Genomic DNA, 23,579 nt, shown 5'->3' with positions numbered 1-23,579 from the left:
CTCTTTCTTTCTCATTTTAAGAGAGAAAGAAAGAGAAAGAATAAAGCTGGAAGGTGTACAAATTTCCTCTTAATAGTCAAAACTTACAAGTATTGACACCGACAGAGGAGCAATGTAAAATCAGGCTATGACAATATATCAAAACTTATGGTCATAAAGATAGCTATTGCCAACTCCGGGGTTAAAAAACGGCCAACTATAGGAAAAATTTTCAGCCAAAACGCCGAAAAATTATTGTCAATGTTGATTATATAAGGGGGAAGCGTATGTTTTATGGATATGCTCGGGTTTCTACTCGGGGCCAGGTAAAGGGGAACAGTCTTGCAGAACAACGGCAGCAGCTTATGGATAGAGGCTGTGATGAAGTCATAGAGGAACAATACACAGGGACAACTACGGAGCGGCCACAGCTGGATGCACTGCTGGCACGGCTCAATATCGGTGATACACTGATGGTTACAAAGCTGGATAGGTTGGCAAGGTCTGCCACAGAAGGAGCCACGCTTATCAAGGAACTTACAGACAAGGGTATCCGTGTCAATATCCTCAATATGGGGGAGGTAGATGAGCGGCCACAAGGCAGGCTCATGCTTCACATATTACTGGCCTTTGCAGAGTTTGAAAGGGACATGATTGTAGAGCGGACACAGGCAGGGAAAGCCATTGCTAGAACCAAGGCAGGGTTTAGAGAAGGCAGGCCACCAATTGACAAAGCTAGGAAGGAGGCTGCGGTCGATATGATTCTCAAGGGTGAGAAATCATATAAGGAGGCCGCTGCTGCGGTTGGTATAAGTAAAAGTACTTTAATAAGAGCTGTAAGAGCAAAGAAAGCTGAAGTGTCTGCTGCTCCCGACTCGTTTTATTCTGATAGCAATATCCGTTATCTGGAGCGCAAGTTGGAAGATTATAAGGCTGGCAAGACGAAGTTGGCAGAACATGAGCTGATAGAAGAATGACCGTGTGCTTATAATTGCAGGTTGAAATCACTATGATTGAAGGGCAATTTATACAAAATCTCTCGAATGAATAGGAAAAGGATGACCTTACTTTTGAAGAATTGTGGATTTCTGCAAATACCAGCATTTTAGAAAACTTATCAATAGGCTCATATGGGCTCACATGAATGAAGGGAAGGCGAGAGTTTTTTGCTTTCCCTTTTTATTGTGCATTCACTATTTTTTATTCTTAGCAAGCAATGGGTACGATACTCCCACTAAACGTGTTCGCATCTACCCGCTTGTTAGTCACTTTCGTTGGGGCAAGCCCCCTAAGACCCCCCAATAAAAATCGAATATCTCACCGTGATAATAAAAATATTTCTTTTGAATTAAAATGAAAATATATTGGTTATAATTAAAGAAAAGAGCGATAATTATTATGTTGGATTTACGAGTGTAAATGGGGGGAATAGTTTATGTCTGATTTAGCAATGCGATTGTCAATATGCAATACTGAAGAAGAAGTAAAGCATGAGTTTGCAAATTTTTTCAAATATAGACTTGATACAAAAGATACATCTTTGAAAAGAATTAAAATGTAGAGCATAGCCTTGGCAGGCCGTCGCGCAGCGACTTAGTTCTACTGGAAGTTATGATATGTGTGCTTGACACAAATACTCCTATATGGTAGTATAAAACTACGATATAGGAGTATTTAATTATGAAGACAAATGGTGGATTTCTTGTTACAAAAATAAAACAGCTGGGTGATCGTATATTTGAAAGGATACTGGCAGAAAAAAAAATTGATGCATTTAACGGAGCTCAGGGAAGGATTCTTTATGTCTTATGGCAGGAAGATGGTGTTCCTATTAAAATTATTTCCGAGAAAAGCGGACTTGCAATTACTTCACTTACGACCATGCTTGAGCGGATGGAAAAAAACGGACTGATAAGCCGCAAAACGGATGAAGCTGATAAGAGAAAAACTCTTCTGTTCCTCACAGATAAAGCCAAAGAACTTAAAGAAGCTTATGACTCCGTATCCAATAAGATGGGGAATATTTATTATCGTGATTTTACGGATAAAGAGATTCTTCAGTTTGAAGAGTATCTTAACCGCATCAGGGTAAACCTTGAGGAATGGAGTGACAAATGAGTATCTGTATTAAAGATCAGATTCAGAACATGAATCTTGTTATAGGGTGCACTGTTGGATGTCCGTACTGCTATGCCAGAAACAATACGAGGCGTTATCACATCATAGATGATTTTGAAAAGCCACAGTTTTTTCAAGGAAAGCTTCGTATGATGGAAAAGAAAAAGCCGCAGAATTTTCTGCTGACTGGCATGAGCGATCTCTCGGGCTGGCATGAGGAATGGAGAGAGGAAGTCTTTAAAAAGATAGCAGAGAATCCTCAGCACCAGTTTCTTTTTCTTACCAAACGACCGGATCTTCTGTCTTTTGAAACAGATCTTGATAATGCATGGTTTGGCGTTACAGTTACGAGAAAGTCTGAGTTATGGCGTATTGATGCACTGCGGAGCAATGTGAAGGCAAAAAAATATCATGTTACCTTTGAGCCTTTGTTCGATGATCCGGGTAAGGTTGATCTTGCAGGCATTGACTGGATTGTGGTGGGAACCATGACAGGTGCAAAGAGCAGGACTGTTAAAACAGATCCCGGGTGGGCTTATTCATTGACAGAACAGGCTCATGAACTGAACATTCCTGTATTCTGGAAAGAAGATCTTGTTCCGATTATGGGAGAAGAAATGATACAGGAAATGCCGGATGCTTTTAACAAAGTGCTGGAGGAACAGAGGATATGGAACAACCAGAAATCAAAGTAAATCATATAGAAACAAAAAGTGTAATGACAAAATCGAATACTCCTATTGGAGGATATTCGGTGAATCCCTATGTGGGGTGTCCCCATGCCTGTAAATACTGCTACGCATCTTTTATGAAACGCTTTACAGGGCATACGGAGGAATGGGGAACTTTCATGGATGTGAAAGACTGGCCTGAAATAAAGAATCCAAAGAAGTATGCCGGCCAGAAGGTGATCATTGGAACAGTTACGGATGGTTATAATCCGCTAGAGAAAACATATAAAAATACAAGAAGACTTCTGGAAGAACTAAAGGACAGTGGTGCGGACATACTTATCTGCACAAAGTCAGACCTTGTACTAAGAGATCTGGATCTGCTAAAAGAGATCAATGAAAATAGCAGACTTACAGTATCATGGTCAATCAATACTCTCGATGAAGAGTTTAAAGATGATATGGATGCGGCAGTAAGCATAGAAAGAAGGCTTGCTGCAATGAAAGAGGTATATGCGGCAGGCATTCGTACAATTTGCTTCATTTCACCCGTGTTCCCGGGGATTACGGATATAGAAGCAATCATAGACAGGACAAAAGATCAGTGTGACCTTGTATGGCTTGAGAATCTGAATCTTCGCGGAGGTTTTAAGGCAGATATCATGAAATACATTTCCGATAAACATCCGGATCTGGTGTCGCTGTATGACGAAATTTATAACAAAAAGAACCGCAGCTATTTTGAAGCGCTGGAAAAGAAAGCAGAAGAGCTGGCTAAAAAGTATGATTGCAGGTTTGTTGATAATGAAACTCCGTATGAGAGAGTAGAGAAAGGACATCCAACAATCGTAGATTACTTTTACCACGAAGAAGTAAGAGGTACTGCCAATAGTGGAAAGAGAAATGTAATACATAATCCTTGATGGAAGAATAAACCGGAAGTTAATCGCACAACTTCAAGTTTGTGCATATAGAAACACTTTTGTAAAAAGGGAGAATAATAAAACCATTTTGCCATTTACTAGGCAGAATGGTTTTTATTGAGAGGGTTACGACACGGTGAATCCTCTTTAACGAGAGTTTGAAATTTTTTCTGTAAATATGAATCTTCTATGATAATTTTGATTTATGAGGGAGTAATCAGATTGGTTGCCCCCTTTATTGACTATACAATCAGCATATTTATAAGTCAAATACTAATTGGTTTTTGTAAGAAGATGTTGTAAGATTTTGAATGTGATTTTATTTTCCAGTTTTATAGACGATGGGCAAATCGAAGTTTGTAAGGGTGAAGAAAATGAATTATAAAGTAATTGACAAAGAGACATATTATCGTAAAGGCGTATTTCGCCACTTTACGGAAGATTGCAAGTGCTCAACCTCGATAACGTCGAGAATAGACGTAACAGAGCTCGTCACACATTCAAAGAACACAGGAACGAAGTTTTATGTTAATTTCCTGTATATTCTTTCAAAGGTTATGAATTCACGTGAAGACTACAGAATGGGATACCTTTGGCAGACAGATGAGCTGATCTGCTATGACGTGATCAATCCAACACAGTATGTTTTCCATGAAGATACGGAAACCTGTACGCCTGTTTATACGAAATACGATGAGGACTATGAAAAGTTCTACACTGCCGCATTGCTGGATGTTGAAGAGGCAAAGAAGACAAGGGAATACGGTCTGGATATAGTAAACCATCCCAACTGGTTTGATGCGTCGTTTATATCTTGGCTTTCCTATGATTCACTTCATCTTGAACTTCCCGATGGAAATCTATATTTTGCGCCGATCATTAACTGGGGAAAATACAGAGAAGAAAACGGTAGGCTTGTCATGCCTGTGACCGTTCGTCTAAATCATGCAATCGCTGATGGCTATCTGGTTGCAAACGTATTTCGTCTCTTGGAACAAGAAATCAAGTCTTTCATGAAGCTCTAATCGCTAAATTCCCGTTTGTCGGGATGAACGTTGGAACATAAAATCGGAATATAACGAGGAACGCTAAGTGGCTGTCATACAGGCTCCCTCTTATCTGGACAAAAAAATGCCTGAGCACGTAAATCTCTACATGCTCAGGTTTGCGTTAATTGATGAACCTACTTCAAATAAACTTCAATATAACTTCAATGCTAACTTCAAACCTACTTCAATATGAAATAGTGAAGGTCTTGATAATAGGTGCATTTCCTCCAGTAAGTATCATTTCACGATACTTACTGGAGGAAATATGCATCATAAATCCCAAATAGCTATTGAAGTAGAGGTTTTGGGGGCCATAATGCTTCTCGCCACCGCTAAAAACTGGCTTTTTCTGGATGGGGGCAGAGTTTGGAGCACAGCCTTCATTTCCCGCTGCATTTTCAGTTTTTCCTGCTGCTGGTTGTATATACGCATGAACTGGGCGCGGGCTGTGTTGACTTCATTCTCCTGAAGCCTGCAAAGCTCCATGAGGCCGAACTGTCTGGCGGCCTGTTCCACCTCCGGGCAGGAAAATTCCCAAGGCTTGCTGCTGTATGGGCTGATGGTTCGTATTACCCGTTGCACCTCTTCCCAGGCTTCTCCGGCGGTAGGGATGGAGGAATTATTGCTAAATTGCAGCATTTCCTCAGCGGTGGCTCTTATTTCCGCTACAGTGGGGAAGAATTTGCATGTGTGCAGTATCTTTGTCATGGCCGCGTAAAGGACGCCTGTATCCATGTCTAGCAGGGCATAGGCATATATCAGCATGGTATCGCTGTCTACTTTGCTATTGGGAAAGGCTGGTCGGAAACCACATAAAATCTTGATAATCTCTTTCTGTTTGTCATTCGGTGAATAGGTCATTGTCGTTACCTCCGTAGGTTGCGTCTAATTTCGCTGCTTTGGCTAATGTCTCCTCATACAAGTTCCTGGTAGGGGATATATGGCCATCTGCAGCGTTTTCTTTGTTTGTATTCCTGGATTGTGGAAGGGGGAAGAAATCTGCCCAGCCATTGATGATACTATTGTTGATGATTTCCAATTGAGCATTTATATCTTGAGGGGCCAGTTTCTCCAATTTTATCAGCAGCAAAGTGGCTGCCTGGTTACTGATGGGCTTGCGATGCAGGTTCCGTTCAGCGGCGAAAGCCTGCAAGGCTGAGCGTAGTTGTTCATCTTCAACGGCCATAAATGCGGTAGGGCAGTGCCCCAAAGATATATCTGGGGCGCTAGCCCCCTTTTTTGTATGTGCTCTAATGTTAGTGCTATTTGTTAATATGGAAGGAAAGTGCTTTTTCGTCCTATGCATCGGGCGATTTTGACCTGTGCAGGAGTCAGATTTGACTAATGCATTGGTCATTTTTGACTTTTGCCTTTGAAAATACTCATTGGTGTTACTTTGCTGCTGCAATGCAGTGGCCTCAGCCAGTGAAGTATAGTGCTGAGCTGTCTTTTCCGTGATGCGGTACCAGAGGCTCCTGTCTCTGGGGTCATAATTCCGAAATTGTCTGGCTTCAATAAATCCTGCTGTTCGGAGCCGGGCAAGCAGTCGTTTTATTTTCCCGATATTGAAACAGGGAAAGCGGTTAATGAAGTCCTGATAACTGTTGACCGTCCAATAGTAGCCATCGTTGAAGTTGTGCTCTCGTTCTCGGTTGTGATTTACCCAGTAGTAAATATCTTCCAAGAGTAATGCGGCCTCAACGCCTACTTCCAGAGCCACGGACATTTTGCCCCGGATTTCGTGCCATTGCGTAAGTGCCATATATCCTGTTCCTTTCGTTATCTAGGTTGCTAACAAGGTCTATTGTAAATCTGCTAGGGGGTTGAAAAACTATACATTTTTTTACTTTGCGATTTTTTAGTAGCGGTCAATGCTGCGCATATCATGCCGTAAATCGTCCTTTTCCGCTTCGCTGAGCCATTTCCAATCGTCCGGCTCGTCTGGTTTTGACCTGGCTACCAGCTGGGCTTCTTTGGCTCCGCCGGATAATGCCTTACTGATAAGGTCTGCATCACGGGAGGGCGTTGGATAGATACTGCCACCACCGCCTCCTGATGATGACGGCGCAACACGGAATTTGTTGCCCTGTTCCCTTGGGGCCCTTGTCGTCACTCGCTGCGATTGATATTTTGTTTGTATAATGGAATCTTTAAGTGCTCGATGCTTAGCGCACAGCTCGTTGTACTCTTTGGCTATGGGCGCATTTTTACGAAGTATACCTGCGGCAATGGCTTCTATTTTTGACCGGCCTACTGCCGTGTTGCACCGCGCTTCCAGTTCCTGCTCACGGCGGTCAATTTCCTGCCACGCATTTTTACGTTCTTCCGGGGAGAGCCTATCTTCCCGTTTTTTTAGTTCCCGCTTATCTGCACGGAGCTGTTTGAACGCCCCCTGTACATAGTTATTTTTGGCCATTTCGATGGCTCTAGGATAACTAAATACCCGTTTTCTCATGTGATAAAGCTCTTTGGCCAGCCGTTTTTCAGCAGTTTCCTGTCTAGAAATACTGGCGTTGAGGATACTGGCCACTTCCTCGGCAGAATACTCCCGGTTCTTTTGTCTGACGGCAAAATAGTCCTTGATGTGCTTGTCCAAGGCCTTGAGTTTGCTGTCCATGTTCCGCTGCAGCTTCCTGATTTCAGTCTTAGCCAGGCGATTGTCATTCACATAAAAGGCCGCTCGCTTCAAAATGCTGGCCTTATTATGTGGCAGCTTTAACCGCTCAAATACAGGGCGTATATCAGCTGCAGCCTGACGGATTTTGAGGTTAATCTTGTCCAGTTCTTTATCTATTTCCGGGCAGATTTTAAGATATGCCTCCAAGGCTTCCACATCATCCCCCGGTGGCTCTATCATGCGGCTTTTGAGGATTTCCCATTCCCTTTTTTCCTTGCCATAGCTTTTCAAATCTTGCCAGAGTTCCTTTTCCTCGGTGGTCATCGTATCAAGGGAGGCCATTTCTACTGCCCTTGGTGCCCAGATGGTGATTCCGTAAAATGCCACCATATCCTTATACATTTCCTGGATTTTCTGCTTTTCTTCCGTGAAATATGCCTGTTCATCCGCATCCTCGATATCTGGCTCAGAGGCAAAGATTCTCTCCTGCCTCTGCTTCAAGTCTTGGGATTTTTCCTCCATTTTGTCCCTGTCCATGGCATCCTTTATCATGAAACTGGTAATGATAGTTTGCTCTCGCTGGTGATTTATTTCCCGAAGTTTTTTCTGTGTATGGACCAATTTGCTATCCGACTTTATAAGCTCTACGGGCCCTACACTTTTTTCCGGCTTTTTATCCAGAAGGTCAGCTATAAAATAATTACCGCTAGACAGTGCTTCCTCACGCTGAGCTTCTAAGGTCCTGTGGTCAACCCGCAGGTTAATGCCGTTTCGCTCTAAGGCCTCGTTTTGGATTTTGGCATAGTCCCTGCGTAAGCGCATAAGATATTTTTTCCTGTCGGCAGAATTCCATTTCCATGATTTTCTGCAGCCTCCTTTGGCCGGATTTTTGCCATTGTATTGGCGAAAGAAAAGTTCCGGAGGGCGTTCCTTTTCTCGTTCCACATCATCGATTTCCCGGGTGGAAAACATGATGTGAACATGGGGCTGCCGCTCTCCGTCAGACATGGAACCTATCTTGTCATGGATGGCATAGGCATAGTAGAAATCCTGCAAATGCTGGTTGATGAATTCATCCACGATTTTCTTTTGCTCATCAAGGTTTAGTTCGTTGGGCAGGGAAAATTCAATTTCCTTATAGCGCTCCCCGTTGAATCGTTCATACTTATCCGCCGCGGTAAAAAACGTCTTAGCGCTGCCATCTGCCCACTTCGGCAGATGGTTTTTAGAATATACGCAACCACCTCGTTTTTGGAAAACAGATTCCCGGTTGATGTATTGTAAATGACTGGCCGCAGAGGTGTCCGCTGGTGGCGATGATACAGATTGAGCGCCATGCCCTTTCTCCTTTTGGTCATAATCCTTATACCGGCCTGTTCGATTGATGTAATCGCTGTGCTCGGCAGCACTTACAGAATTCCCCTTGGGGCGTTTGCTTGATTTTATACGAAAATGATACATTGCCATGTTGATTCCTCCTCAGCCAACGGCAGGTTCAATGAGCGAAGCGAATGGTAAAAAGGACGTTTTCGTCCCGGTACCCACGGGACTTTGGAAAAGTGAGTAGTTTCTCGTAAGTCCCAGGAGTGTCTGGCCTGAGGCAGACACTCCTAAGTGCACATCTCTTTACTTCTGCACTAATTTCTACCTTGGCTGTGAGGTATTGTAGCACATATCCTTGCCGAAATGGGGCCAGCTTCGAATATTGTAGAGGATTCAGAACCCCCTATATTTTTTCACCCTATGGAAATTTTGACATTGAGTAAAATATTGTATAGTTTTTCAACCCCCTATCAGATTTATAATGAAATGTATTTACAGAAAGGAGATTTTATACCATGACACGTTTAGAACGGAAGAGAAAGAGCCTTGCAGCCCTAGAGAAGCGGATGGAGGGCTTGAATGAACAACGAAAACAGTTGGAGCATGAAGTGACTGCCATCACCAATGAGCAGAAACGGTCAGCTGAAATTCTGAAAATGTATCGGGCTGGTCAGATTTTCAAGGAAGCAGGGATTTTGGATTTATACGAACACGATGAAGTTTTACAGTTACTGATGAGGTATCGGGATGATGTTTCCCGGAGGAAAAAAATTCCATATTAAAAAAGGGCGTAACCTGACAAAATAGGTTACGCCCTTTTAGGGTAGTTTCTTATATTTGTGTTCTGAATTCCTGGAACATGGCCGCTGCCAGTGCATTCATGATGGCGCGGTATTTCTCCGCATCTTGGAAGAGTCGGGTATAAGTTTCTGTACTTTCCATATAAGCTGCCTGCGCCGTATCGTCAAAAATACTGGGGAAGACATTATTCGCAAACATCTGCGCGCCATTATTTTGAGCAGCCTTTTGCAGCTTCTTATTCTGCCGGAGCTTTTCGTGGAGAGTGGTGATCACTACTCTATCCCCTTCGGTAAAATCCCCTAGATACTGCTCATTGATTTTAGCAATAACTTCCTCCAATGGGCTGAGGGTTTCTTCCTGCTTGACCGGCTTTTTGAGTTTGGCTGAAGCAAACGCGCCCTTTTCTTCCTTCACCAAAGAAATCGAACCACTGAATGTTTTTTGCAAGTTGTAATATTCCAGCCGGACACGATTTCCCAGGTCAAAGGGAACCTCGGGATCACTGGGCAGGATTTTGGCGAGATAGGAGCAGAAGATATATTCCTTGTGTAAGGGCTTGTCAAACATACGGGTAATCTGGGTAATGTAAGCATACCATTTTACCAGATTGCGGCAAAGTTTACGGAACTGATAACGCTGTTCCTGATTCAAGTCGTTATACCGCTGTTGTATCGGCAGCAGGGTGTTGGTAATGGCAGCTTGTGTCTTATTGGCTTTGCGGGCATTTTCATCGAAATAGATTTTGCTGACATTTTCGATGTCGTTATCGTCATAGATTTTGTAATCCCGCAGCATCTTCTGCACTTTGTAGATGAGGTCGGTATTCAGCTCTTCCTCCAGATAAGTCTCCTGATAAAAAGGCTGGAAGGCTGCCAAAATATCTTCCTTGGTGTTGACGAAATCGAGAATATAGGTGTCTTCCTTATCTGGGTGGATACGGTTCAAACGGGATAAGGTCTGCACCGCTTTTACACCTTTGAGCTTTTTATCGACAATCATGGTATGCAGCAGCGGTTCATCAAAGCCGGTCTGATATTTCTCGGCCACGATAAGGATATGGCCCTCATCATGGAAAACTTGCTTGGTCTGAGCTTCGGAAACATGGTTCCCGGCGGCATCCACATTGAGGCCGCTTTCCGTATATTCCTTATCGCTGGCATCCTCCGGGTCTTTGATGCTACCGGAGAAGGCGGCGAGGATTTCGATATCATGATAGTTATGTGTTTTGAGATACCGCTTGATTTCATGGAAATACCGCACCGCTGCCAGTCGCGAAGAGGTCACCACCATCATCTTGCCTTTGCCCTTAATCTTGTGTTTAGTGACTTCGCGGAAAGTCTCCACAATCAAAGCAGACTTCTGCTGAATATTGTAGGGATGAAGTTCACTGAAACGCCGAATGAGCTTCAATGCCTTGGATTGGGGAACAGCAGGATTTTCCGTCACGTTCCGGGCAATCTGATAGCAGGTCTTGTAGGTGGTGTAGTTGGCCAGCACATCCAGGATAAAACCTTCCTCGATGGCCTGCCGCATGGAGTAGATATGGAAGGGATGGAAAGAACCATCCTCGTATTCCGTGCCGAACTGCTCCAAAGTCTTTTCTTTGGGCGTAGCCGTAAAGGCGAAAAAGGACAGATTATCATGACGGCCATGGGCAATCATTTCCTGCACCAGCCGGTCTTCGTTATCCAAAAGTTCCTCTTCGGCTTTGCCTTCCAGCTCAGCATATTCTTTGAGGGCATCCGCCTTATCGGCCAAAGCCACCTTCATCTTCATAGCCGAACTGCCGGTCTGGGAAGAATGGGCTTCATCTACAATAATGGCGAACCGCTTTCCAGCTGTGTCCTTGACTTCCTCATAAATCACTGGGAACTTTTGCAACGTGGTGACGATAATCCGCTTCCCGGCATTGATGGCTTTTTTGAGGTCTTGGGAGGTCTTCTTCTCCCCAATGGTTTCCACGCTGCCGATGGTATGGTCAAACCCCATAATGGTTTCCTGTAACTGGGCATCCAGATTGCGGCGGTCTGTTACAATGACTACCGAAGTAAAGATAGGCTCATTGTCGGCATTGTGCAGGGAGGCCAGCCGGTAAGCTGTCCAGGCAATAGAGTTGGACTTGCCTGACCCTGCCGAGTGCTGAATCAGGTAATTACGGCCTGAGCCGTATTCCCGCACATCGAAAATTAGCTTCCGCACCACATCCAGCTGATGATAGCGAGGGAAAATCAATCGATTCCCCTGGAAGTTCACAAACTTTTGCAGGATATCAAGCAGGCTGTCCTTTTGCAGCACATTCTTCCAAATGTAGCCCGTAACATAATCCCCGTTCTCCGTCTGGGGATTGCCAGCCCCGCCGTCATAGCCTGCTCCATTGCTCCCCTGATTGAAGGGCAGGAAAAAGGTATTGGCTCCTTTCAATTCCGTGGTCATGGCTGCCTGATACAGGTCAACGGCAAAAAAGGCAAGAATGCGGTGATTCAGCTTAAAGATCGGTTCCCGATAGTCCCGGTCATACATCCACTGGGTCTTGGCATTGTCGATACTCTGGCCAGTGAGCTGGTTCTTCAATTCAATGGCCACAAGAGGAATGCCGTTGATGGCCAACATCATATCCACGCTGTTATTATTCTGCGCCGAATAATGCCACTGACGGATGCACTGGCAGATATTCTGCTTGTAATGCTTCACCGCCAGGTCATTGAGGGTAGATTCTGGCTTGAAATAGCAGACCTTGAAATCCATTCCACGGTGCCTAAAGCCATGTCGCAGGACAGAAACAAGACCATCGGCCTGCACCGCATCTTCAAAGCACTTGTAAAACTTTCGTAATGGGTCAGAATTGCACTGCTTCTCAAAGCGTTGCCATACCAAAGGCTGGGTGGTCTTTACGAATCGCACCAGCGTTTTTATATCCAGCGCCATATCAATGGATTCACGATAGCCGGAGTCATCCGCCTGCTGATAGCCCCCTGCAGGGCTTATCAGGTATTCTTCTATATTTGCTTCAAACTGTTTCTCATTCTCTGCCACTGCTATCACCTACTTAACCTGTTTTTTGTATTGTCCTTTTCATAAAGACAATATCATTGCTTTGTCCATTTGTCCCCCAGGTTGGGGGACAAATCAATTCAGTCACAGGTTGTGACTGAATTACCACCCCATTTTCTCACAATATCCTCACAGAAAGAACAATATGGCTATTTGTCTAATTGTCAGCTTCCTGCATTAACCTATCAAAATCGCTGACATAGTGCTTGTCCTGCAACACCCGGTATTGCTCAAACTCGCTTTCTGCAAAGGCTTTGGCAATGGCCGCAGATACTTTACCTTTATCATGGAGAATTTCTGCATCATTGAACTGCAAGAATGCATCCAGCTTGCTGGCCCAGTCAGCCATGGTCATGGGAATATGACGGCGGGCCTGACGGGTGGCGTAGTCTAGATACATGGTGACAATCTCGTTAAGTTCCTGCATTTCTTCCTTAGCCAGATAATTCTTGGCGATTGACACGTCAGCCTTGACGATTTTTCCATCCGGGGCGTTTTTCCATGAGGTCAGCCCCATGTGTTCCTTCTTGTGGTCGGCTCTATCCATGATAAGCTCTGCCGCTGTACTGCCGTGAACGGCATAGTGCATCTTATTCTGCACTGTGGCAAAAAAATCACGGGTGGTCTTGCTGTCCAGCGTATAATCTACCGCCGTAGCGTAGATGTCCGTTATTTTCTGATAGAAACGCCGCTCACTAGCGCGAATCTCCTGAATCTCGGAAATCAGATGGTCAAAATAGTCTTCGTCAAAAATCTGACCATTGATAAGTCGGTTCTTGTCCAGCACATACCCTTGCTTGGCAAAGGTGTCCAGCACCTTGGTAGCCCACTGACGGAATTGGATAGCCCTTTGGGAATTTACCTTGTAGCCAACAGCGATAATGGCCGACAGGGAATAGAACTTATACTGATAGGTTTTACCATTATCGGCAACTTGTGCAAATTTTGCACAAGTTGAATCCTCATCCTGTTCTCCATCCGTATAAATCTTCTTCAAATGCTTGGCAATAACACTGCGGTCAATGTCAAACAGTTCCCCCAGGGCCTTCTGTGTCAGCCATACGTCGCCGTTCTGCACCCGCACCTCAATGGAACCTGCGCCGCTGTCCTTGGTAAATACCAAAAAATCTACCGTGCTATTGCGAATATTAGCGTTGGTCATCACGCCACCACCTTCCGCTTGCCGGTTACTACTTCGTAAATCAAGGATTTTTTGTAGGCTTCAAGGTCTTCGATAAGGGATTGTTTTTCAGAAATAACATCTTCCATTGTACATAATTTTTTTTCAAGTTTTTCAATTACCATTAATTGCTCGTTTTTTATAGGAGCAGAAATTCTTATCGCATTCAACATTCCTTGATTGAGATTATTTATATTGGTTGAATCATTGCTATGTTTGAGCAACGATTCTTTGAAATAACTTGTTCTAAAATAATATAATAAGAATTTGCTATCAACAATCTCTGTATGTTGATTTCTGAATCGTATACAGAATCCACTATAAGTCAAAGGAAATGTTATATTATCCACCATAATACTACGCCCCACTAAGTCCTTGCTTCCGTTTGAGCGTACAAAAATAATATCCCCGTTTATTAATAAATATTCATCGTCAATTTCGAAATCTATATGTATATTCTCAAACGAATCTTCCTTAGAGAGGATAGTGTTATCCTTAAAACAACCGACTCCGAGGAATTTTATATTCCCATTTTCCTCAAAATGTGTAAAATTTAGTCCGTTTTTTAATGAGCCTAAGTGATTAAGTTTGATATGAATATCATTATACCCCAGAATGTATTTATCTATAACCGCCTGTTTCAGTTCCTTGTATTCCTCAATACTTGCTTTAGCTTCAGCAATGATAGTATCTATCTTGGAACAACGGTCATCAAGGTAGTGGGCGATGCGTTGTTGCTCATTTATTGGTGGAAGAGGTACTTTCAGAACTCCTAATTGTTCTTCAGTAAATGAATGACGTAAATTTTTAGCTAAGTGTAACAGTTCTTTTGTATGGTCCATCATCAGATAGTAATAATAGTAATATCCCAACTTTGCGTTGTCATGCATTTTGAAATTGCTATATGCAGGGCTTGTAACTCCATTATTTAATACACGTCCTACACATCGAGGTGTCACATCAATATCAAAAAGACACATAAGCAAATCGCCTTTTTTTACATATTGATAGCCATCGAATGTTGTTGGCATTTTCCCCGTTGGATTTATTAAATCTCTAACAATAACACCATTCATTGTTAAAGATAGAACATCTTCATCATTCCACTTTGCACAAAGACTTTTCTCTTTGTGCATAACATATTTATTAGCAATTATATTCCATGATTGAGGTATTTCTCCCATCCACTCAATCCCACTATCCTTTAACTCTGATTTATCCCGCATTATCGCTTTCATCAACATCCCCCATCATATTGCTAATACTATTGTCACGGATAAAATTTTACATACGAAAAGAACCATCCCCGTAGGAATGGCTCTTCCTTTGTTCATCTAGCGGACCTCTTGCGTTACAGGCGGCCAACCCGCAACGCTGTCAGCAATGAACGTCCTAAACCTACTGTTATTGTAGCACAACACACAAAAAAATGCTATAATATTTTCGCTGTGCACCTCTCAGCGGAAGGGAGGGTTAGCGATGAACAACCTAAACCTGTTGCGTGACTTCCTGCTTTCATTGATTGCTGGATTGGTAGCCAACTATTTATTCACCGTGCTGATGAAGTAGTACAGCAATCAGCAAACACCTCGGGCAAAGGCCAGCCGTTGAGGGAGAAAAGCCGTTCATTCATTGGACGGCTTTTCGTTTACTCATTTTCCTCAAACAACTCATGGAGCTTGCTCATCAAGCTTTTCTCATGTTCTTCAATGCGCTTTGCAATATCTTCCGCCGGCTCAATCTGCTTGTATTCGTAGAAGGTTCGAGTAAAGGGGATTTCATAGCCCACCTTGGTCTTTTTACGGTCAATCCAGGCATCAGGATTATAGGGCAGGACTTCTCGCTCGAAGTAAGCGTCAATATCTTCTTCCAAAGGCACGTTTTCCGTGTCACGCTTCTTGGTGTCAGCCACGGGCTTGCCCTTTTTCAGCACCTTTTCCCCATTTTCGTCCAATTCCGGGGATTCCACGGTGATTTTGTTGTAGCCCAAGGTCACGGCATCTAGCACCTTGGATTTTACGGTGATTTCTCCATCATTTTCATCCGTTTCCGTGAACGTGCCATCAGCATACAGACCGTAGAGTTTTACAATCAAGTCACGGCAAGCGGTAGTGATGTCCACACGCTTGTTACCGATATTTTTGCGGCGGGAAACCTTGCAATTTGATGCGTCAATCAGCTGTACCTTCCCGGCCCGCTCCTCGGGCTTGTCCTTGGTAATCAGCCATACATAGGTGGCAATGCCTGTGTTGTAGAAGGAATCGTTTGGCAGCTGCACAATAGCATCCAGCCAGTCATTTTCAATAAGATAGCGGCGGATTTCGGACTGGCCAGAACCTGCGTCCCCAGTGAATAGGGACGAGCCGTTCTGAATGATGGCCATGCGGCCATTTTCCTTCAGCTTGGCCACGCCGTTCAGCAGGAAAAGCATCTGACCGTCAGATTTTGCAGGCAGGCCGGGGGCAAAACGTCCGGCAGCCCCCTGTTTGTGTTCGGCGGTGACTTCATTTTCCTCCCGCTTCCAGGGAATGCCGAAGGGAGGATTGGAAATGATATAGTCGAATTCATAGCCGCTGAATTTATCATCCGAGAGCGTATCGCCAAACTGCATATTGTCCGGGTCTCCTCCACGAATCAACATATCTGCTTTGGCAATACCGAAAGTGAAGGGATTGAACTCCTGACCGAAAACATCTACGTCAGCCTCGCTGTCCAGAGCTTTGAGTCGTTCTTCCATGCAGGTCAGCATCTGACTGGTGCCCATAGTCATATCGTAGACAGTCTTGCTGATGCCATCTTCTTCAAAGGCATTCCTGTCCCCGGCCACCAACAAGTCACACATAAGATAGATAATATCCCGGCTGGTGAAGTGCGCCCCTGCTTCCTCGTTATAAGACTCGGAGAACCGCTGGACAAGGTTTTCAAAGATATAACCCATATCCACCGCCGTGACATTTTCCGGGGAGAAATCCGCCTTTTCCGAATTGAAGTCAGAAATCACCTGATACAGGAGCCCGCCTTCCACCATGCGATTAATCTGTGACGTGAAATCCATGCGCGCCAGAATATCCAGCACGTTATCCGAAAAGCCGTTCAGATAAGCCTTGAAGTTGTCCTCGATGTTCTCCGGGTCAGCTACCAGAGTCTTGAACGTAAACGGGCTGGTGTTATAGAACTGATAGCCGGAAGCACCGCGCAAAAAGCCCTCCTTCACGGCCAGATTCTTGACTTCCTCGTATTTTGCCAGTACCCGTTCATGAGTTGGCAGCAGACAGTCATGGAAGCGCTTGATAACCGCCATGGGCAGCACAACAAGACCATATTCGTGAGGCTTGAACGCCCCTACCAGGTCATCTGCCACAGACCAGACCAATGCTGCTTTCTCCTGTATGTTACGGCCTACTTCTTGTATTTTCTCATTGCTTGTTTCTGACATATACTTGTTCCTTTCGAAAATGTGTTGGATAAGTTGGATATATTGGATATGTTGTTCAATAATAACAACATATCCAATATATCCAACAGTGAAAATAAGGTTTTTTTACGATATTATTCTTCGTCTGCCGCTGGCAACTCTTTTAGAAGGGAGGGCTTGATGGAGAGCAGCCTAAGTAGATTTGATATTGCTCGACTGGGGAGAATATCACCGCTCTCGTACTTTTGAAACGCTCTTTTTCCACCGCCAAGGATAAGACCGGCCTGAATTTGGGTCAAATTTAAGCGTTTGCGGATGGTGCGTATTTCATTTGGCAGTAGCAGATGCTCCACCTCTGCTTTTAATTCCTTGATGGCATTGTCGTATACCTTTAGGTCATCTTGGGTAAAGGTGGCATCGCACTCATCCGTTGCCGGATACCAGCCGGGCATATCAAAGGTTTTGCTACGACCTTGGTATTTTATAGTTAAAGGTCTAACATCCCTTTTTAGTTCCACACCAGTTTCTGTATCATATTTGTGTTCTTCCATAATGATACCTCGGTTCTCTGTTATTGTAGGAATACTTGTGAAATTTCTCGTCTAATCAATATTATAACCATAGTGGTGTATTAGTGCAATCATATTCATGATATACTAATTTTATAAACATTATGTTACGAGGAGGTGCGAATATGAAAGAATGCCATGTTGTAGATGTATTTCGCCCTAACACTATGCCGTCTTATACATACATAAATAGACAAGAAAAGCGGGGGACTACCTACGAGGCAAAACTAAGACGCGCTCTTCAAAAGGTGGGGAGCTTGATAGTTATTTCAGGTAGCTCTATGACGGGAAAGACCGTTCTCTATCGCAAAGTTGTGCCGGGAGAAAAAATCATTGAGCTTAGTGGTGCCCATATAAACTCTGTTGAAGATTTTTGGCAGCAGATAGCAGAACGTCTGTGCAGCCAAAGGGAAAATATCATTCCCGAAATCATACGAAACAACACCTGGGCTCTGAAAAAACTTATTGCCGGAGATTTGGTGCTGGTCATTGATGGTTTCCATTACATCAACCCCGAAACACAGCTCTGTCTGTCCAGAATATTGAAAGCAGAGCTTTTCAACGGACTAAAGGTCATTCTCCTAACGCTGCCTCATTTCGCTGATGACGTTATCAAACGCAATCCTGACCTCATCGGACGTACGGTCTTTATAAACTTGCTTCCTTGGAAAAAAGAGGAATTAGAACAGATAGCCCGCAAGGGGTTCGATTTATTGCATATCCCCATTCCTAACGAACAGATAGAGCAAATTGTGCAGGAAAGTGTCCTTTCCCCTCAGCTGATGCAGAAAAATTGCTACAATCTGGCCATTCGTATCATAAAAAATGGTGAAGAAATCTCTTCTGATGCAGTAAACAGGGCATTTTGTGATACCGTGGAGGCATACCAGTATTACAGGGACAATATACGGAATATGTGGGAAGGGGCAGCAAAGAGGCGAAGCCGTCGCAAGGAATATACTTTGAAAAACGGGCTTCACTGCGATGCCTATGGACTATTTCTGCTTAGCCTGAGCATTTACCCACCTATGATGAAACTGACCGCCGCAGAAATACATGAGTGCATGAGTGAACTCCTGAAAGAAGGAGAAGAAGCCCCTAAAGGGATGTATCTAGCCAATGTAATTAAACATAGCGAAAGCATTATCAAATCCTCTATACCTGCCTTAGAATGGAAAAACAGCACCCTGTATATTCTCGACCCTTTTCTACTGTTCTACCTTCGCTGGGATGATAACTGGAAGCAAGAGGCCATAAGATAATTAAAACACGGCTAATCCCTTATAATAAAAGGGGTTAGCCGTATATACTGTATATACAATCTATACACTTTGGGGTATAGGAAATCGCTATGTATTAGCTTATATGACGAAATATTTCCTGCCTATATAATATATGAGTTTCCTTATTGGGAATGACCAATGTACATTCTTGGCCTGCAGGTCCCCAATGGCTGGATTCAGCGGTCAGGCACCCACTGATTAGCAGTAACGTATAAAGAGCGTCTATGCCAACATCTTCGTAAAAACTTCCATCTTCAATGACAGCTGTGATATTCTGTCCTTCATGCAGTTGTAACAAGCTGTTATACTGTTCATGGCTAGCTTTAGGGATAAGTTGTTTGAGCATAGCTTGGTTGATGGTAATATCCCAGTAAGACTGTGAACGGCAATGGTTGGCAAAATAGCTTATCACTGACCAAGGATTGTAAATTTCCATTCCAGCATAATGGTAACCACCGTACCATTGCGCTATTTCAGGTAATCGTTGCTTCTGTCCAAAGGTAGATGCCAGCTTGGTAACTTCATCACGAGTAAAGCCCATGGTTGTGGGATACGATTCGTTTACGACACTGCTGGTAACAACATTGTTCAGGCCGAGAAAAAAATTATTATCAGGTATGCCTAATACACCGGCCAGCAGGGCAAAATCCAATGCTGGATTGGTTTTTAGGGCGCTGCCAAGGAAATTTCCCATAAAGGTGCAGGCTTCTGTGTAAAAATCATTTTCCCAGGCTTGTTGAATTACCATATCATAGTCATCTATTAGTAAAACAACTGGTTTATGGTAGTGTTGTTTGATAAATTGAAGAAGCTGTTGTAGAGAGATTTCAAGGCTTGCCGTATTGCTGCTCTTATTACAAATGGCGGTGAAGTACCGGCGCTCAACGTCTCTTATCGCTTTATTTTTCATCAGGAACATATACTGCTGATAAAGAGCGGCCATTTTACTTTTTAGATTCTCCAGCATTTGCGCCCAGGTAGTTCCCCTGCATTCCTTTAGAGAAATCATAACCACAGGTTTTTCCCCTTGTTCATCCATATATGGGCTTCCAGCCTGTTCAATAGCCAAGCCGTCAAAGAGGTGGCGGTTTCCTTTGCCGTATTCTGATGAAAAGAAGTATTTGGGCATAGACAGAAGTAAGCTCTTGCCAAACCGTGGAGGGCGTGTCATTACCAGCACTTTAGGTGATCTATCCAGTAAATCCTTGATAAAAAGGCTTTTATCGACAAAATAGTAATTATTTTGCCTTAGCATGGCGAAATCTTCAATTCCAATAGGAAGTTTCATAAAAAAGTCCTCTTACAGGTGTTGGATAAGTTGGATATATTGGATATGTTGTTCAACATATCCAATATATCCAACTTATCCAACACGGGATTTTATAAATCTTCAATTTTGTAGGTGCTGTAACCTTCATATTTGTAGGAAGCATCAATGCCTTTCATATATACTTGTCGGTCATCAATATGATTGGTCAACGCTTCTTTTAGCAGCATCATTATTTCTTTATTGCGAACAGGACTGCGCTCCATGGCGAAAAGATAATCTTCTTTATCGATTTTACTCCAGTCAATGACCTGACCCAGTTCTTTTTTTAAGATGACATCCAGCCAAATGCGAGTGCTGCGGCCATTTCCTTCACGGAAGGGATGAGCAACATTCATTTCAATATACTTATCAATAATCTGCTCGTAGGTATTCTGCGGCATTTTATCAATATTACAAAGCGCCTCCGCTAAATACAATACTGGTACAAATCGAAAATATCCTTTTGTTATATTGACTGTACGCAACTTCCCGGCAAATGCGTAGACATCCTGAAACAAATATCCATGTATTGATTTCAAGCCTGCAAAAGTGCCAACCTCAAATTCATACAACATTCTTTTATCATGCAATTCAAGGGCACGTTTCTTCGTCAATCGTTCTTCTTCATGAGCTAAATACAGCGAATCTTCTATTCCTAACTTATTGTTTACATCCATAGCACTGCCCCTTATATCAGCACTATATAAGTGTTTTTATACATTAAACTTAACGTTAAAATAAAAGTTATTATACTGTTATTAAACAGTTTTATAACAGTATAATAACTTTTTAGTTACTTTTTCTACGCCTTTTTATAACATTATAATAAGCGTCAATAGCTTCTCCTATTGTATCGGTTAAGCTATGTTTGCTCATGGTTGCAAGCTCGTCTAGCTTCTGATACTGTTCAGGTGTAATATACGCAGATACACGCTTATATTCCTTCTTTACCCTAGGACGACGTTTAGTCTTCTTTACTGAACCATTATCTATATCTGTTTCTTTTTTGTTATCTTTTTTAGCTTTTTTTTGCGCCTTTACATGAGCAGAAAAATCTGTATCAATCATAGATGCAACATCTAAACTCTCAGCCATTATTCTTCATTCCTTCCAAATATTCATTTAAAAATGCTTCATAATCTTTTGCCCCATTGCTATCAGGAGCATACTTATATATAGGTTTATTCATAACCTGTGATTCTGTCAGTTTAATATTTTCTCGAATCTTAGTATTAAATACCACTGCCCCCATAACCTGGGCTGCCTGTTCATAAAGAGGTAACATCTGTTTAGATATATTGGTTTGAGTTGAATATCTTGTAAGCAAAATCCCCGCTATATTTAGATTTTCGTTATAGTTCTCACGAACAAGCTCAACATTGCCAAAAAGCTCCATACATCCAGCCACTGAATATGCATCGCTCTGCGCACAAATTATTAAGTCATCTGCTACCACCAATGCATTAAGTGTTAATAACCCCATAGCAGGCGGTGTATCAATAATCACAAAATCATAACCTGCAACCTTTTTCAAAGCCTTTCTTAATAGACTTTCCGAACCAATTCTAGGGAAATCGGCCTCTGCATTAGATAGCCGCTTATCTCCAGCTATAAAATCATATACTCCATTGCTTTGTAATACGGTCTCTAATGAATCCCCTTTTAAGAAATCGTATGTTCCTTTTACGTTTTTTTCTCCCCCAGAAGAAACACCAAAATTCCCCTGACCATCCATATCTATAGCTAATACTTTATAGCCTGCTTTTACTAAGCCTGCTGCCGTTGCTAAAGCGCTGGTCGTCTTACCTACGCCGCCTTTCTTATTGCTAAAAACTACTACCCGCATGCTAAATCCCCCTCTATCTAACACTACCATTACACTATTTTTACTATTACTATACATTATATTTACATAAATGTCAATGTATATATAATGTTATTTTAACGTTAAAATAACTGTAATTTAACAATAAAAATAATGTTATCAAACTGAAATTACACAGTTTGGCAACATTATTTTTACCTTCTTATAGCTGTTAAATACCTTGTGTATTCCTTATAGAATCAGGCATATAGCTCTAAAAACCTCTCAACACTCATGTTATGGTCTTCTAAACGACTACGCGATGTAAATGATAGTTTTCTATCACGAAGTTCTTTGCATATTACCTTCACTATCGCAGCCTCTATTTTATTTTTCTTATCAAAAGGTATTTCTTCCTTCGACTCATCTATAGCGACTTCACCACCAAACAACTTTTTCGCTACTTGTTCCCATTCATTGTTTTCTTTTATAGCCGTCAACTCACGTTCTATCGCAGCTTGCGTATCTAAATCTTGTTGTCTGTAGTTTTCTTTTATAGCATTATACAAGAATCCCTGTAAATTTTCGGGTTTTCTTTGTTCAGCTAATTTCAACGCATGCTCCATTCTTTTTTCAAATTCCTCATTACTTCCACATAATGTTGTTAGCTGCGTTACGACCTTAATTGATAAACCATGCCTTTCCTTTTTACTAGGCGTCATCTCCAACTGTATATTTCTTTGAACATCTTGGCTGGCCGTAACCTCACTGCAATCCAAAGAAAAAATAAATCCTATTATCTTCCTACCATTTCTCACTTTTTCATAACTAATATTATATTCTGTACTCTGGTTTATGTCATTAATAGGTGTTTCTATGACTGTTTGTACAAATGAACCAACATGCTTATATTTCCCATCTTCTATATTCATGAGAAATCTCAGGTCTTCAATTGCTATATTTCTTGTAATTATATTATTTTGCATCATGCCACGATATTGTAACATCAGCTCCAATAATCTTACAGCATAAGCTGAATGAAGGCCAAAAAGTTGTTTAGCATCTAATTTAGTATAGCCACGTCCTGATTCTAGTATATCTAATATCAACGGGCGCATATCCTCATTGAATTTGATTAACAATCCATCTTCGGGCCTGTATTTTATACGTCCAAATATAGGATATTTGGTAAAACCTCCATCACTATCACGAAGTGTAACTACCTTTTCTGCCATTCCATCACATATAGATTCTAGTCTATTGAGATATTCACCATGACCAAAAACTTTCTTTACTTGTCCCGGAGATAATCTTAAATCCTTAAATGCCTCGTCATAAAATTTATCATTTTTCGACACATGTGGGTTTACATGTTGCAAAGCCAGTAAAAAGAGGCGCATTTCTATTGCTCCAAATGGTTGTCGTCCTTCTACCAAAGGATTACTCTGATAGATAATAGGCCTACGTTCATCAAGTTCCTCTGACAT

Annotated in this window: 21 protein-coding genes; 8 read left to right on the top strand and 13 right to left on the bottom strand. The window is 42.5% G+C overall.

All coding sequences use genetic code 11. The features are described from left to right. Positions 1–266 precede the first annotated feature (266 nt). The 6 genes from SELR_RS15500 to SELR_RS15480 all read left to right on the top strand — a co-directional run bounded on the left by SELR_RS15500 (position 267) and on the right by SELR_RS15480 (position 4,716). Positions 267–956 carry a recombinase family protein gene (locus tag SELR_RS15500; protein WP_014426074.1) on the top strand — a complete coding sequence of 230 codons (690 nt, stop codon included), beginning with the start codon at positions 267–269 and terminating at the stop codon, positions 954–956. Positions 957–1,414: 458 nt separating this feature from the next. Continuing rightward, positions 1,415–1,540, top strand: coding sequence for a hypothetical protein (locus SELR_RS19410; RefSeq protein WP_014426073.1), 126 nt, complete (start codon positions 1,415–1,417; stop codon positions 1,538–1,540). Positions 1,541–1,659: 119 nt separating this feature from the next. Then, the gene (locus tag SELR_RS15495; RefSeq protein ID WP_014426072.1) at positions 1,660–2,097 is read left to right on the top strand and encodes a radical SAM mobile pair system MarR family transcriptional regulator; all 438 of its coding nucleotides are present in this window, start codon (positions 1,660–1,662) and stop codon (positions 2,095–2,097) included. Beyond that, positions 2,094–2,792, top strand: a complete 699-nt coding sequence (locus tag SELR_RS15490; RefSeq protein WP_014426071.1) for a radical SAM mobile pair protein A — start codon at positions 2,094–2,096, stop codon at positions 2,790–2,792. Before SELR_RS15495 ends, SELR_RS15490 begins: the two co-directional genes overlap by 4 nt. After that, complete coding sequence (locus SELR_RS15485; RefSeq protein ID WP_014426070.1) at positions 2,768–3,691, top strand: radical SAM mobile pair protein B; 924 nt, start codon at positions 2,768–2,770, stop codon at positions 3,689–3,691. The genes SELR_RS15490 and SELR_RS15485 overlap by 25 nt, the downstream gene beginning before the upstream one ends. 374 nt (positions 3,692–4,065) lie before the next feature. Next, entirely contained in the window at positions 4,066–4,716 is a 651-nt protein-coding gene (locus SELR_RS15480; RefSeq protein WP_014426069.1) for a CatA-like O-acetyltransferase, family 3, read from the top strand. A gap of 294 nt (positions 4,717–5,010) precedes the next feature. Here SELR_RS15480 and SELR_RS15475 read toward each other — a convergent pair whose 3' ends face one another. From SELR_RS15475 to SELR_RS15465, 3 genes are all read right to left on the bottom strand, one after another. After that, positions 5,011–5,601 carry a hypothetical protein gene (locus SELR_RS15475; RefSeq protein WP_014426067.1) on the bottom strand — a complete coding sequence of 197 codons (591 nt, stop codon included), beginning with the start codon at positions 5,599–5,601 and terminating at the stop codon, positions 5,011–5,013. Continuing rightward, positions 5,582–6,502 carry a hypothetical protein gene (locus tag SELR_RS15470; protein WP_014426066.1) on the bottom strand — a complete coding sequence of 307 codons (921 nt, stop codon included), beginning with the start codon at positions 6,500–6,502 and terminating at the stop codon, positions 5,582–5,584. The genes SELR_RS15475 and SELR_RS15470 overlap by 20 nt, the downstream gene beginning before the upstream one ends. Positions 6,503–6,598: 96 nt before the next feature. Further along, complete coding sequence (locus SELR_RS15465; protein WP_014426065.1) at positions 6,599–8,824, bottom strand: MobA/MobL family protein; 2,226 nt, start codon at positions 8,822–8,824, stop codon at positions 6,599–6,601. A 371-nt stretch (positions 8,825–9,195) separates the two neighbouring features. Between SELR_RS15465 and SELR_RS15460 the strand changes: the two genes are divergently transcribed. Further along, entirely contained in the window at positions 9,196–9,462 is a 267-nt protein-coding gene (locus SELR_RS15460) for a hypothetical protein (protein WP_014426064.1), read from the top strand. A 49-nt stretch (positions 9,463–9,511) separates the two neighbouring features. Here SELR_RS15460 and SELR_RS15455 read toward each other — a convergent pair whose 3' ends face one another. The 5 genes from SELR_RS15455 to SELR_RS15435 all read right to left on the bottom strand — a co-directional run bounded on the left by SELR_RS15455 (position 9,512) and on the right by SELR_RS15435 (position 17,678). Further along, positions 9,512–12,514: a type I restriction endonuclease subunit R gene (locus SELR_RS15455; RefSeq protein WP_014426063.1), complete on the bottom strand. Its 3,003-nt coding sequence runs from the start codon at positions 12,512–12,514 to the stop codon at positions 9,512–9,514. A gap of 175 nt (positions 12,515–12,689) precedes the next feature. After that, entirely contained in the window at positions 12,690–13,694 is a 1,005-nt protein-coding gene (locus SELR_RS15450; RefSeq protein ID WP_014426062.1) for a virulence RhuM family protein, read from the bottom strand. Continuing rightward, entirely contained in the window at positions 13,694–14,950 is a 1,257-nt protein-coding gene (locus SELR_RS18020) for a restriction endonuclease subunit S (RefSeq protein ID WP_014426061.1), read from the bottom strand. Before SELR_RS18020 ends, SELR_RS15450 begins: the two co-directional genes overlap by 1 nt. Positions 14,951–15,360: 410 nt before the next feature. Further along, a complete protein-coding gene (locus SELR_RS15440) occupies positions 15,361–17,148 on the bottom strand; it encodes a type I restriction-modification system subunit M (RefSeq protein ID WP_014426060.1) in 1,788 nt (595 codons plus the stop codon). A 113-nt stretch (positions 17,149–17,261) separates the two neighbouring features. Beyond that, on the bottom strand, positions 17,262–17,678 hold the full coding sequence (locus SELR_RS15435; protein ID WP_014426059.1) for a type II toxin-antitoxin system MqsA family antitoxin: 417 nt from the start codon (positions 17,676–17,678) through the stop codon (positions 17,262–17,264). A 143-nt stretch (positions 17,679–17,821) separates the two neighbouring features. On the opposite strand from SELR_RS15435, the gene SELR_RS15430 reads away from it, so the two are divergent. After that, the gene (locus tag SELR_RS15430; RefSeq protein ID WP_014426058.1) at positions 17,822–18,958 is read left to right on the top strand and encodes an ATP-binding protein; all 1,137 of its coding nucleotides are present in this window, start codon (positions 17,822–17,824) and stop codon (positions 18,956–18,958) included. A 94-nt stretch (positions 18,959–19,052) separates the two neighbouring features. On the opposite strand, the gene SELR_RS15425 is transcribed toward SELR_RS15430, so the two are convergent. From SELR_RS15425 to SELR_RS15405, 5 genes are all read right to left on the bottom strand, one after another. Further along, entirely contained in the window at positions 19,053–20,267 is a 1,215-nt protein-coding gene (locus SELR_RS15425; RefSeq protein ID WP_014426057.1) for an AAA family ATPase, read from the bottom strand. Positions 20,268–20,359: 92 nt separating this feature from the next. Next, positions 20,360–20,965: a protein adenylyltransferase Fic gene (gene fic, locus SELR_RS15420; RefSeq protein WP_014426056.1), complete on the bottom strand. Its 606-nt coding sequence runs from the start codon at positions 20,963–20,965 to the stop codon at positions 20,360–20,362. Positions 20,966–21,077: 112 nt separating this feature from the next. After that, positions 21,078–21,383 (bottom strand): hypothetical protein, encoded by a 306-nt coding sequence (locus tag SELR_RS15415; RefSeq protein ID WP_014426055.1) that lies wholly within the window; start codon positions 21,381–21,383, stop codon positions 21,078–21,080. Beyond that, on the bottom strand, positions 21,376–22,134 hold the full coding sequence (locus tag SELR_RS15410) for a ParA family protein (protein ID WP_014426054.1): 759 nt from the start codon (positions 22,132–22,134) through the stop codon (positions 21,376–21,378). Before SELR_RS15410 ends, SELR_RS15415 begins: the two co-directional genes overlap by 8 nt. Positions 22,135–22,352: 218 nt before the next feature. Beyond that, the gene (locus SELR_RS15405) at positions 22,353–23,579 is read right to left on the bottom strand and encodes a replication initiation protein (protein WP_014426053.1); all 1,227 of its coding nucleotides are present in this window, start codon (positions 23,577–23,579) and stop codon (positions 22,353–22,355) included.

This window comes from Selenomonas ruminantium subsp. lactilytica TAM6421, from assembly GCF_000284095.1.
Taxonomy (GTDB): domain Bacteria; phylum Bacillota; class Negativicutes; order Selenomonadales; family Selenomonadaceae; genus Selenomonas_A; species Selenomonas_A lactilytica.
The sequence above is the reverse complement of the archived record's forward strand: the minus strand, read 5'-3'. Positions and strand labels throughout refer to the sequence as shown.